Genomic DNA, 13,557 nt, shown 5'->3' with positions numbered 1-13,557 from the left:
CCCCCTTTAAAAAGAGTTTATTTTAGCTTATATATAAATCTCTATATTATTAATTTTATAAATAGTTAAAAAAATTTAAATAATTTATATATGTTAACTTTACTTAATTGTAACATATTTTGAATTAAAAAACATATATTTTTGTAATAAAAAAAAGCCTGCAAATGCAGGCTTATAATATATAGCTATTAGTTAATTATTTTACTATAACTACGTTTTCAGCTTGAGGTCCTTTTTGTCCTTGAACTACATCAAAACTTACTTTTTCTCCTTCTTCTAAAGTTTTAAAACCATCTTTTTGAATTTGAGAGAAATGTACGAATACATCGTTTCCTTCTTCTGAAGTAATAAATCCAAATCCTTTTTCACTATTAAACCATTTAACTGTTCCTAATGCCATTTTGTAATACCTCCAAAAATATTTTTTTTAATTCTTAAATAGTACTGCTTTTAATAACTTTTGGAAATACTACTCAGACTTCATAATTTCACAAAAACCTTATTAAAACTACTATTTCGAATTACTACAATAGGAGTATACCACATTTTAATTCAAGATGCAACTTTTTTTGTTCTCTTATTCTCTCAATGCTAAAGGCATAAGAATATAATAATAATTATCATTTTTAACTTCTTTAAATACAAACATAGAACTACTATTTATTCCATAAATTATAATATTTTTTTTAATTTTTGTAGTAAAATCTAATACATATCTAGTATTTAACGAAGCTCTAAAATCTCCACCATCTTTTATCATATCAATTTTTTGTGTAGTTTTTGCTCTACCAGACGTTGCAATTACAGTCATTTTATTTCCTGTAAAACTAAATATAGCAGCATCTTTTGTATCCATATTTATTTTTGCTACTGTTAACACTTTTTTTAATGAATTATTAAATTCTTCATTATTTACTTCCATTTTTTTATCTGTTGGAATATTTTTTAAAATATTTTTATAATCAGGGAATTTAGAATCTATTAGTCTTGTAAATATTGTTATTTTATCTGTTTGAATTTGTAAATAACTATCTTGAATAGTAAACTCGACTTCTCCACTATAACTTTTAAATATTTTTAAAAATGCTTGTACTGTTTCTAAAGGAATTGAGATCCCAAATTCCTCTTCAATATTTGCCTCTAATTTAAAATATGCAAGTCTATATGTATCCGTAGCTACAAAATGAATATTATTTTCATTATACTCCATACGAATACAATTTATAGATACATTATCAGATGAAGTAGCCGCACTCATTTTCACTTTTTCAAATCCATCTAAAAGATCAAGTATATCTATATTAAATTTTATCCCTTCATTAAGTTGTCTGATATTGGGGTAATCATCAGTATCAAATACTGAAAATTCTGCTCTATGAATAAATATTACTCCATCTTTATATTCTAAATCTATATTTTCTTCTTCTAAAAGTTTAATATATTCTAGTACTAAAGGAACTTTAAATACTACTTCCCCAGGTTCTTCTACAAGTGCAGGTATTTTAGCTACCATACTCATTTCAAGAGTTGTTCCTTTAAATTCTAAAATATTATTTTCATGCGCTATAAGTTTTGTACCTGAAATAATTGGTCTTACTGGATTATCTCTAATAATTATACTTAAATCACTAAGTATTTCTATAAATTCTTGTCTATTAACTTTTACTTTCATAATTAGCCCCTCTTTCTATTTCATTTGAAAATATTTCCATATTATTATACAATAATTAAGTACTATAAACAAGAGAGTAAATACAATAATTTTATTGAAGGGGGAAAAATGTCAAAAAAAATATTAATTATTAATACCGGTGGAACAATTGGAATGGTCAATTTAGATAAAAATAATCCTTTAAGTCCTCTTATCCCTGCAAAATCATGGAAAGATATTGCATATAAATATCCTATTTTATATAAATATAATACCGAATATATTCAATTGCCAAAACTCATTGATTCTTCTGACATGAAACCAAAAAATTGGATAGAAATCGCAAATTTAATTTATAAAAATTATTCAAAATATGATTCTTTTGTTATTTTACACGGAACTGATACCATGGCATATACAGCCTCTTCTTTATCTTTTATGTTAAAAAATTTAAGTAAAACTGTTGTTTTAACTGGTTCTCAAGTTCCTTTACAAAATAGTAGAACTGATGGTTTACAAAATTTGATTTCAGCTTTAGATATTGCTAGCAATGAAAAAACTATTCCCGAAGTAACTATATTTTTTAGAGATGCACTTTATAGAGGAAATCGTTCTAGAAAATTATATACAAATAAATATGCTGGATTTGATTCTCCAAATTATCCTCATCTTGCAGAAGCTGGAGCAGAAATAATTTTTAATGATAAGTTTATAAAACCTCTTCCAAAACCTGAAGAAGTTTTTTATATAAATACAGAACTTGAATCAAATATCATGATTTTAGAGCTCTTTCCAGGATTTGACCCAAATATTCTAAAAGGAATTTTTACTTCTAAAAATAATATTAAAGGATTAATTTTAAAAACGTATGGAAATGGAAACGCACCTAGTAATACTGAGTTTTTATCAATCCTTCATGAAATAGCTGAAAAAAATGTTATTATTATAAATATTACTCAATGCATTAGTGGAATGGTAAAATTAGGTCTTTATCAGGCTAGTAGTGGACTTATTGACTCTGGTGTAATTAGTGGTATCGACCTTACTCCAGAAGCAGCTGTAACTAAACTTATGTATCTATTAGGTAAAAATTTACCTATCGAGGAAGTAAAAAGACTTATGCAAAAAAATATTGCTGGTGAACAAACTTTAAATCATTTTCAAATCATATTAAATAAAAATAATATAATTGAAAATAATAATATAATGTATATTAAAATTCCAGGTGAAGTAGATTTTGATAAAATCAAATCCGCTACTTTGCATATTAAAAATATCAAATATTTAGAAGAAAAAGAAAAAATTATTATGAAATTTTTTATTAATTATAAAGATGCCTCTTTAGATACTCCTGATAATTTTGAAAAATGTCTTACAAGTTTTGAAAAGCCTTGTAATAACAAAAATATAATTATTGATATTAGTACTAAATTAAAAAGCTTATTAAAAGATGGTAATTTAACCCCTCTTTATATTATTTCAAATATAAAGTTTAAATATACAGAAATGAATATAAGTATTTATACAAATGTATAATTATAAATTAAAACCACTTCTTATTATGATAATAAAATTATTATCTAATAAGAAGTGGTTTATTTAAAATCAATTTTTATTTTTTCTAAAAGAAAATTTAAGTTTTATTTTTTTTTTATTTCTACTTTTTTTAAGCTCTATCGCAGCTAAATATATTTTTTCTATATTTTCCGCAAATTTTTCTGCTGAAAATTCATCTATTCTTTCGAGAGCATTCTTTCTTATATAATTTAATAAATCTTTATTTTCAATAAGTTCATTAATTTTTTCAGATATTTCTTCTTCTTCATTAAAATAAACACATTCTACTCTATTTTCAAAAAAACTATTAATATTTGTATCAAATCTTACTAATAATGGTGTTCCAGATGCCATAGATTCAAATATAGTTAATCCTTGAGTTTCTGTATTAGATGCTTGTATAAAAAGATTTGCCATTTTATAATACATCGGGACATCTTCCATTGCTGCTTGCCCTGTAAATATTACTTTATTTTCCAAGTTGTTTTCTTTAACTATTTTTTCTAGATTTTTTCTTTCAGGTCCATCTCCAACAATAACTAATTTAAAATTTGATATTTTTATATTTAATACTGATTTTATAATAGGTTCAATATTTTTTTCTTTAGCTATTCTTCCTAAATACATTGCTACAAAATCATTTTTATCAATTTTTAATTCTTCTCTTTTTTTATTAATTAATTCTTGATTAATTTTTTCTTTAAATTTACTAAGTTCTATTCCAGTTGGTACTATCTCAATATTTGATCTTACTTTATAATTTTCTAAAGTGTTTTTAGCTTTTAGTGACGGTGCAATAACATATTTAGCAGAATTACTATGTCCTTTAACTATACTTTTCATTAATTGTTTACTAATTACTTGTCCTCTTTGTTTTGTTATATAATGCAAATAATTTTCATACATCGTATGAAATGTGTGAACCATTGGTAATTTTAATCTTTTTGAACATATTCTTGCAAAAGCTCCTATACTCCATTCTGTATGTGTATGTATCACATCTAATTCAAGTTTCTTAACAGCTTTAAATACTCTATTTGAATAAGGAAGTGCTACTTTATATCCTTCTAATATTTCTATAGGTAAATTTGATACTCTTAATACTTTATCTTCTTTTTTATCAAGCTTAACAGTTGTTATAATATATACTTCATGGCCTCTTTTTTCTAAATTTTCCCTAAGTGTTTCAATAGAACGAACAACACCATTTACATTTGGAAAATAAGTATCTGTAAAAATTCCTATTTTCATTTTCCCTCCTAAATTTTAAAATAAAATAATTACCTTTAATAATAAAAATCCTTATCTCTTCAATATTTTTTAATTTTTATTTAATTGTTTACTCTAGTTTCATAATAAAAATAAATTTTAGATTGTAAAAATCGTTTATACTCTTTTGACTTTTTTCGAATATTACTTGTTGACAAAAATGTATTATGAAAAGCTTCCCACATAAGCACCCATGCTCCAATATATAATATTTCTATTAAGGTTTCATTAAATAATACATTATGAATTTTTAACTTCATAAAAAAAGAAAGAATTAATAATATTAAAGAAAAAATAAGATGTCTTAATGATTCTGAATTAATTTCAGAGATTTTTTTTTGATTAAAATGAAGTAAGTATTCATAATAATTATGAATAGCTTCAATTATTGTTTTTTCTTTTTTTTCATCTTTTATTTTATTTGGTAAATACAAATATAATACAAGTTTGTATTTTAAAGGAATATCTTCAGAACAACTATCTAAATATTCTTCTAATTCAGGATGAATATCTCTTTTTCTTATATGAGATCTATCCCATTCATTAAAAACTTCGTTATATTTATCCAAATCAATCTCTATAATAAAGGAATTTTTATCATGTTTTTTATATGTTTTCAAAAGATAATTGCTATTTTTTTTATTTAACATAATTTACCCCTTTAATTTTTGTATTCATATAAACCTTAAGAATATTTTAGCATATTCTAAAAAAAAATACAAAAAATTAAAAAAACAGCTTAAAAGCTGTTATAAATAAATTGGTGCCGACGAGAGGAGTCGAACCTCCGACACTACGGGTATGAACCGTATGCTCTAGCCAACTGAGCTACATCGGCAAATATGGTACTCCGTAGGGGAATCGAACCCCTGCCGCCAGGATGAAAACCTGGAATCCTAACCTCTAGACGAACGGAGCATAAAGATGGAGCGGGAAACGAGGGTCGAACTCGCGACATTCAGCTTGGAAGGCTGACGCTCTACCAACTGAGCTATTCCCGCAATCACTTCAGGCAAGAATAATAGTATCATATTATAAAAAACATGTCAATATTTTTTTTCTTTTTTATTTACTTTTTTATTTACATGCTTTTCTATAGGCTACAACTAATGGGTTCCAAACACTTGCATTAGTTGGAGAATAAGCATAATCTACATAAAATAAATCTTCTATACTTATTTTATAAGTTATTGCTATAGCTACTTGATCAATAAATTGTGCTACTGCTTCATATCCTAGCATTGATGCCCCAAGTATTATTTTTTTATCATCATCATATATTATCTCCATAGTTCCTTTAGTACTATCTTTAAATCCTGATACTTTTGGTACTCCTGTTACATTAATTGATTTTACATTATATCCTTCTTTTAAAGCTTCATCATATGTTAATCCAGTTTTAGCTATTTTTATATCAAAAAATGAAGTAGCAAATGTCCCTATTATTCCTCTCCATTGTACATTTTTCCCAGATAAAATTTTTGATAAAATTATTCCTTGTTTATCAGCTACATCACCAAATGGAGCGTACACTTCTTTTTTTGTAATAAGATTTTTATTATATACCATATCCCCAAGTGCGTAAATATCTTTGTATTTTGTTTCAAATTTTTCATTTGTTTCTAATTTGTTGTCTTCTAATTCAAATCCTGACTCTATCAATAAATCTAAATTTGGTCTCAATCCTATTGCTAATAAAAATATATCTGCCTCTATATAATTTCCTGATTCAAATATCAACTTTGTTACTTTATTATCTTTATTTTTTATCTCTACAACTTTTTCATTTAATAAAAGTTTTATATCTTTTTCTTTCATTTTATCTAAAAGTATTTTTCTAAAATTTTCATTTAATGTAGGAAAGATCTTATCCATAGCTTCTACTATTACTACATCTAATCCTCTTTGTTTAAAAGCTTCTGCCATCTCAAGTCCTATAAAGCCAGAACCTACTACTACTGCTTTTTTAGGTTTTTTATTATCTATATAATCTTTTATTTTTTCTGCTTCTACTGCATGAGAAAGTTTAAAAAGATTTTCTAATTTATTATTATAATTTTTTATTTTTGGTACAAATGATTTCCCACCAAGACTTAGTACCAATTTATCATAGCCAAATTCTCCATTAATTTCTTTTCCTTCTACCATTATTTTTTTATTTTCTTTATCTATTTTAATTACTTTATGATTTTCATATATTTCTATTCCTCTTCCTCTAAAAAATTCTGGTGTAAAATGTACTACACTTTTAAAAGGTAATTCTTCTGCTATATAATAAGGTGTTGGACAACCTGCCCATGATACATAAGGGCCTTTATCAAATACAACTACTCTTTTTTCTGGTGATATTTTTTTTAATTGTGATGCTGTAGTCATTCCACCTGCTCCACCACCAATAATTACTATTGTTTCATTCATTTATATCCCTCCCAAATACATTATTACATTCTAATGTATTATATTATCATATAGTTGCGATGTCAAATTTTTTTATATATATGGATAGTGTCAAATTTAAGAAAAAATTTAAGACGCCTTATTTTTATAACTTACCGACATTTATTTTATTGCCCAAAATATTTCATTAGTTTTTTCATTTTTTATAAAATTATTAAATCATCTAATTATTTCTTTATTTTTTTCTTTATTCTTTTGATTTAATTTTTGGCTAGAGATTAATCATATCATAATTAAGGTTTGCTTTCTATTTTTTAAAATTATTTTTTTTAAAATTATTTTCTTACACTTATTATATTCTTTCTAAACTATATACTCAATCTTTTTAGTAATTTATTTGATAAATATTTAAAAACAAAAAGAACTGACTTAAGATAAGTCAGTCTTTTTTGATGTCACATATATAAAATTATAATACGAATTTTTCTATATCTTCTTTTACTTCGCCAATTCCAGCAATTCCAAAGTTTTCTACAAGTACTTTTGCAACATTTGGAGATAAGAATGCAGGTAATGTTGGTCCTAAGTGAATATTTTTAACACCTAAGTATAATAAAGCAAGTAATACAATTACAGCTTTTTGTTCATACCACGCAATATTATAGAATATTGGTAATTCATTTATATCTTCAAGTCCAAATACTTCTTTTAATTTTAATGCAATAACAGCTAATGAGTACGAATCATTACATTGTCCAGCATCTAAAATTCTAGGTATTCCGCCAATATCTCCTAAATCCAATTTATTATATCTATATTTAGCACATCCCGCAGTTAAAATTACTGTATTATCAGGTAATTCTTGAGCAAATTCAGTATAGTAATTTCTTGAATTCATTCTACCATCACAACCAGCCATTACCACAAATTTTTTAATTGCTCCTTGTTTTACAGCGTCTACTACTTTATCAGCCAATGCTAATACTTGATTATGGGCAAATCCACCAATAATTTCACCTTTTTCAATTTCTACAGGTGGTTTACATTTTTTAGCTAATTCAATAATTGGAGTAAAGTCTTTTTTGCCATTTTCATCAGCCACTATATGAGTAGCCCCAGCAAGTCCTGCAGCACCAGTAGTAAATATTTTATCTGCATATGTTGCATCAGCTTTTGGAGGAACTATACAGTTTGTAGTAAATAAAATAGGCCCATTAAATGAAGTGAATTCATCTACTTGTTTCCACCATGCATTACCATAGTTTCCTACAAAATGTTCATATTGTTTAAATTTTGGATAATAGTTTGCTGGTAACATTTCACTATGAGTATATACATCTACTCCAGTTCCTTTAGTTTGTTCTAACAATTGTTCCATATCGTTTAAGTCATGTCCACTAATTAATATAGCTGGATTATTTCTAACTCCTATATTTACTTTAGTAATTTCAGGATTTCCAAATGCACTTGTATTTGCTTTATCTAACAAAGCCATAGCTTCTACACCATATTTACCAGTTTCTAAAACAAGAGCTGTTAATTCATCTGCTCCTAATTCATCATTTAATAAATCAGACAATGCTTTTTGTATAAATTTATTTATTTCTTTATTTTCAAATTTTAAATTATTTGCATGCTCTAAATATGCTGCTGCACCTTTTAATCCATAAGTAACTAACTCTCTTAAAGATCTAATATCTTCATTTTCAGTATCTAATACCCCTACATTTTTTGCTTTCTCTTTTATTTCTTCATCATTAGCAGGATTCCAAGTTACTTGATCATAATCAGCTAATTCAATTCCTTTATCTGTTGCTATTTTTATTAAACTATTTCTTAAATCTATACCCGATTTTACTCTATTAAATAAAGCATCTTCATCAAAGTTTGCATTTGTAATAGTTGTAAATAAAGATGTCGTAACATATTCATCAACAATATTATGTTCTGGAAGTTCTTCTACCTCTCTTAGAACCGAAGAAACATATGAAATACCTTTTAATACAAATATAAGCATATCTTGAATATCAGCTACTGGTGCCTCTTTCCCACATACCCCTTTAATATCACATCCTGTTCCTTTTGCTGCTTCTTGACATTGATAACAAAACATTTAAATACCTCCTTATTTTTTTATTAATTTACTAAACTTATTTTACCAAATATATTTTTTATATTCAGTAACATTTGTTACGAATTTTTTTTACCATTTTTATATACGAGAAAAAATATATTTTCCTTTTTTTTTTATCTTTTAATACCTGACTTTTTTACTAAACTTATTTTACCAAATATATTTTTTATATTCAGTAACATTTGTTACGAATACAGATCTTTTTTTGATCTATATAAAAACATTAAAATTTAGGCAATGCTACATTTAATATTTATTTAAACAAAAAATTTAATATATAAAAAAGTGCTATCTGATAATAGCACTTTTTTATATATTAAGTTAAAATACTAAACTTATTTTATTATTATTAACTTTAACTCCTTTTGAAAGTTTTAAACTATCTATACTATATAATATTTCAAGAGATAAAAATCTAATTCCTCCTGCATAATAATATCCAGTTGATACTATATCGCCAAATTCTGTTATAAACTCATTATTTGCTTTTACATTTCCCACTCCTAATTTAAAAACAAAAGCAGTATAAGGAGAAAGAGAAACATCTGCTATCATATATATTGGTACAAATTTATAAGTATCTGGTGTTGAATAAGTTGTATAACTTGATAATGTTAATAATCTAAATTGTTCTGTATACATTACTCCTATTCCTAAATTAATAAATTCATTTTTAGTTAAACCACTTTCAAACATAAAACTCCATGATTTTTTTGCTGGATAGTTTATATTTCCCATTTTCATATCATTTGTTATCAATGGATAACTTATTGAAAAAATTGGAAACAAATATTTTTCATTCTTATACATTCCCATGCCTCTATTATCCATCATTCCAGGTTCAAGAGAATGTATAACGATGTCTTCTGCAAAGCTTAGTGTAGATAAAAAAATAAATAAAATTATACTATCAAACATTAATTTTTTTTCCATTTTAGACTCCTCTCATACTTTTCTTTTCTATGCCATTTTTTTAATAAATTAAAATTATTAAGTTGTGCTCTACCTACGGCTATCAAATCAGCTCCATTATTATCTATAATATATTTTGCCTGTTCATATTTTTTTATTTCATATACCGCTATTACAGGTATTTTTACATTTCTTTTTATTTCAAAAGACAAGTAATTTATCCAATTCAATGGGAAATCCTCTGGTTTTTCTACTTTATCAAAACTTTTAATATTTGGATATGGAATACCGTGTGATATATGCAAATATTTAAATCCTAATTTTTCTAAATATTTAGCTATTTCTATTCCTTCTTCAATCCCTGGTTCATTCCCTCCTATTCTTATACCCAATAAAAAATCATTATTAAAAAGCTCTTTTGTTCTGTTTACATATTCTGTAATAAAATACATTCTTTTTTGAAAATTCCCACCATATTTATCATCTCTTGTGTTCCATATTTTTGAGTGTAATTGCGAAATCAAATATCTATGTGCACCATGTATCTCAATACCATTAAATCCTGCTTTTTTAGCTCTAATTGTAGCATTTACAAAATCATCAAGTATTTTATCTAAAATCTCTTCTTTAACATCTTTTATTTTTTCTCTAAATCCTGCATGATGTAGTTGGAGTAACATTGGAATATTATATTCTTTTCCAAGTTTTGCTATTTTACTAAGTCCTTCAATAAAACTATCATCCCATATTCCTATTTGATTATCACGTAATTTCCCGTCACTTGATACTGCTGTAGCTTCTACTATAATAAGTCCATTTCTGGCTTCACATGTATTTTTATAATAATTAATAAGTTCTTGATTTACATAACTACTCTTATCTAAAATACTAAACCTAACCATTGGTGGAAGTACTACTTTGTTTTGCAACCTATAATTACCTAATTTAAATTTTTTAAAAATCATAATTCTCCTTTACTTGAATATTATTATTTTACTCTATTTTTATAAATTTTTCATTAAAAAAGAGCAGTTTTAACTACTCTTTAATTTAATATATAATTTTCTATTAATTCTGCTATCCCATCTTCGTTATTTGATTTTGTTATAACCTTTGCATATTTTTTTAATTCTTCATTTGCATTTTCAACACATACCGGAAGTCCTGCTACTTTTAACATTTCAAGGTCATTTAATCCATCTCCAATAGCTACAACTTCCTCTTTTTTTATTTTTAATATATCTAATAATTTTTCTAGACTTTTTCCTTTATTTACTCCATGTGGCATAAATTCTAAGAAAAAAGGCTTTGATATAGTGATACTATATTTATCTTTATATAAAGGTTGTATTTTATTTTTTATATTTAACAAATAATTTGGTTCTTGTAACATAAGAACTTTTACTACATCTTCATTTACATGACTTTTTAGGCAATCTACTACTTTTATATCCATTTTAGTAATGTCTTGCTCAATATTTGTATATTCATTTGGTGTTGCTGTAATAATATCATCCCCTAGATATGTATGTATATACATATTATGTTCTTTACTTAATTCTACTAGTTCATGAACTGTCTCTTTTGGCAGCATATTTCTAAAAATTTCTTTATTTTCTTTTGCATCTGTAATTACAGCACCATTATAAGATATTATATAACTCCCATATTTATCTAGTTCTAATTCTTTTGCATAATCTTTCATAGCAAAAGTTGGTCTACCTGATGCTAATACAAATTTCACACCTTTTTCTTGTGCTTTTTTTATAATTTTTTTTGTTCTTCTAGATATTGTATGATCATCACGTAGCAGTGTATCATCCATATCTGTAATTATCATTTTGTATTCCATTTTCCCTCCACGTTTTTATAAAATTTATAATTTTTTTATTTGTTTTTATTTGTTTCTATTTTAAATAATCCCTACTATTATATCATAAACTAAAAAATTTTATTACAAATATTTCACTTTATAGTATAATATATTAAAGAGGTGAATATTATGTATATCTTATTATTTTTATTAGTTCCAACTTTTTCTTATGCAAAAAATAATTTATATGATTTTTATACCAATTTAAATAACTTTATTCTATTAAATTTTATTATTTTTATTATAACAATATATTTTATTATTAAGTATATTAACATCAAGAAAAAGTTAAATATAATTCATATTAGAAAAGTATTAGAAGAAATTATTTTTTTAATGAAATATTCTATATATGATAATAATACTAAAATTATCTTTGATATTTGTAAAGAAACTCCAAAAATAATTAAAACAAATAAAAATCATTTAAAATTAACATTAGTTAGTATTTTAGATGAAATTGTAAAAAAAGATTCTTATAAAAATATTATTATTAAAAATGCAATCAGTGAAAATTATATGCATATATATATATATGATTTAAAAAAGAAAATTATAAAAGAAGAATTTAGCGAATTTTTAAGAAAAAATAAACATATAAAATTTACTTATCTATCACCTAGTCAAATAGCTTTTAGTTTTAAAATAAAAATATTTCCTATGACTAAATTTGATAGAAAAGAATTATCTCTAAATATTGCTATTGCTGAAAAAGACTTTTTTTTACTTAAATATTATAAGCAATTCTTTTCTAATTTAGATATTAATTATACTAATATCTACGATGTAGCTAATTTATTTAACTTTTTATCTGAAAAACAATTTATTCAAAAATATGATTATTTTTTAATTTCAGAAGATTTTATTGATTTATCAAGTGAAATGATTTTCCCAAAATTATTAAATAATTTTATACTAAAAGAAAAATCTATTTTTTTAATATATAATCCAAATAATATTATCACTTTAAAAAAATATAATTTAAATTATATTTTTTTAAATCCTATATCACAAAACATCTTATATAATGAATTAAAACTATATCATAAAAGAAGTTTAGAAAATAAAGAAGAACGAAAGAAAAAAAATATTTTACTTGTTGAAAGTAATAACATAAATTCTGAAGTTACAAAAGAATATTTTACATTAATGGGAATAAAATGTACTGCTGTAAAAACTGGTAAAGAAGCTCTTAATTTATTATTAGATGAACAGTTTTCTCTAATATTTTTAGATATTCAATTAAATGATATAAATGGTTTTGATTTAGCTAAAGCAATCAGAAAAAATGATAAATTAACTCCTATTATTGCTGTTACTATTCATCTTTTCCATGGTTATGAAAATCAATATTTTGAAGCTGGAATAGATGATTATGTCGCAAAACCTATTATCTACGAAGAACTTCAAAAAGTTACTTTTAAATATTTAAATAATATAAATATTGATATCGATAATTTAAAAATGCATTATGGAGATAAGATATTTAAAATATTATCAAAAAATTTTCTAAATAATATCAAAAAAGAATTAGAGGATTTTGAAAAAAATATAGAAGATAATAATATAGAAGAGATTAAAAAAATTCTAAAAAATATATCTGCATCTATTGGAAATTTTAAAATGAATAAAACTAATAGACTCATTAATTATATCCTATTAAATGAATTAGAAACTAATGAGATTTACACTTATGCTAGTATTATTAAAGCAGATATTTATGAACTTACAAAAAAATTAAAAACTTTAAATTACTAAAAAGGA

General features: G+C 24.3%; 11 protein-coding genes and 3 tRNA genes. 2 read left to right on the top strand and 12 right to left on the bottom strand.

Features of this window, described 5'->3' with window-relative positions:
• Positions 1 to 196: 196 nt before the first annotated feature.
• Positions 197 to 400, bottom strand: a complete 204-nt coding sequence (locus EV215_RS01040; RefSeq protein ID WP_134112027.1) for a cold-shock protein — start codon at positions 398 to 400, stop codon at positions 197 to 199.
• 177 nt (positions 401 to 577) lie between these two features.
• Positions 578 to 1,672 (bottom strand): DNA polymerase III subunit beta, encoded by a 1,095-nt coding sequence (dnaN, locus tag EV215_RS01035; protein ID WP_134112025.1) that lies wholly within the window; start codon positions 1,670 to 1,672, stop codon positions 578 to 580.
• Positions 1,673 to 1,780: 108 nt separating this feature from the next.
• Between dnaN and EV215_RS01030 the strand changes: the two genes are divergently transcribed.
• Positions 1,781 to 3,187, top strand: a complete 1,407-nt coding sequence (locus tag EV215_RS01030; RefSeq protein WP_134112023.1) for an asparaginase — start codon at positions 1,781 to 1,783, stop codon at positions 3,185 to 3,187.
• A gap of 69 nt (positions 3,188 to 3,256) precedes the next feature.
• Here the strand turns inward: EV215_RS01030 and EV215_RS01025 are convergent, their stop codons facing one another.
• The 10 genes from EV215_RS01025 to EV215_RS00980 all read right to left on the bottom strand — a co-directional run bounded on the left by EV215_RS01025 (position 3,257) and on the right by EV215_RS00980 (position 11,772).
• Positions 3,257 to 4,459 carry a glycosyltransferase gene (locus EV215_RS01025; RefSeq protein ID WP_134112021.1) on the bottom strand — a complete coding sequence of 401 codons (1,203 nt, stop codon included), beginning with the start codon at positions 4,457 to 4,459 and terminating at the stop codon, positions 3,257 to 3,259.
• Positions 4,460 to 4,539: 80 nt separating this feature from the next.
• A complete protein-coding gene (locus EV215_RS01020) occupies positions 4,540 to 5,127 on the bottom strand; it encodes a hypothetical protein (RefSeq protein ID WP_134112020.1) in 588 nt (195 codons plus the stop codon).
• Between the two features lie 111 nt (positions 5,128 to 5,238).
• Positions 5,239 to 5,315, bottom strand: a tRNA-Met gene (locus EV215_RS01015).
• A 5-nt stretch (positions 5,316 to 5,320) separates the two neighbouring features.
• A tRNA-Glu gene (locus tag EV215_RS01010) sits at positions 5,321 to 5,395 on the bottom strand.
• Positions 5,396 to 5,402: 7 nt separating this feature from the next.
• A tRNA-Gly gene (locus EV215_RS01005) sits at positions 5,403 to 5,478 on the bottom strand.
• Between the two features lie 76 nt (positions 5,479 to 5,554).
• Complete coding sequence (locus EV215_RS01000; RefSeq protein WP_134112018.1) at positions 5,555 to 6,895, bottom strand: FAD-dependent oxidoreductase; 1,341 nt, start codon at positions 6,893 to 6,895, stop codon at positions 5,555 to 5,557.
• 448 nt (positions 6,896 to 7,343) lie between these two features.
• Positions 7,344 to 8,987, bottom strand: coding sequence for a hydroxylamine reductase (hcp, locus tag EV215_RS00995; protein ID WP_134112016.1), 1,644 nt, complete (start codon positions 8,985 to 8,987; stop codon positions 7,344 to 7,346).
• A gap of 342 nt (positions 8,988 to 9,329) precedes the next feature.
• Positions 9,330 to 9,941, bottom strand: coding sequence for a hypothetical protein (locus EV215_RS00990; protein WP_134112014.1), 612 nt, complete (start codon positions 9,939 to 9,941; stop codon positions 9,330 to 9,332).
• Complete coding sequence (locus tag EV215_RS00985) at positions 9,926 to 10,885, bottom strand: NADH:flavin oxidoreductase (RefSeq protein WP_134112013.1); 960 nt, start codon at positions 10,883 to 10,885, stop codon at positions 9,926 to 9,928. Before EV215_RS00985 ends, EV215_RS00990 begins: the two co-directional genes overlap by 16 nt.
• 80 nt (positions 10,886 to 10,965) lie before the next feature.
• Positions 10,966 to 11,772 carry a Cof-type HAD-IIB family hydrolase gene (locus EV215_RS00980; RefSeq protein WP_134112011.1) on the bottom strand — a complete coding sequence of 269 codons (807 nt, stop codon included), beginning with the start codon at positions 11,770 to 11,772 and terminating at the stop codon, positions 10,966 to 10,968.
• Positions 11,773 to 11,922: 150 nt separating this feature from the next.
• Between EV215_RS00980 and EV215_RS00975 the strand changes: the two genes are divergently transcribed.
• Positions 11,923 to 13,551, top strand: coding sequence for a response regulator (locus tag EV215_RS00975; protein ID WP_134112009.1), 1,629 nt, complete (start codon positions 11,923 to 11,925; stop codon positions 13,549 to 13,551).
• Positions 13,552 to 13,557: the final 6 nt, after the last annotated feature.

This window comes from Hypnocyclicus thermotrophus, from assembly GCF_004365575.1.
GTDB classification, from domain to species: Bacteria; Fusobacteriota; Fusobacteriia; order Fusobacteriales; family Fusobacteriaceae; genus Hypnocyclicus; species Hypnocyclicus thermotrophus.
Note: the sequence above shows the minus strand (reverse complement) of the source record. Positions and strands in the feature narration are given on the sequence as shown.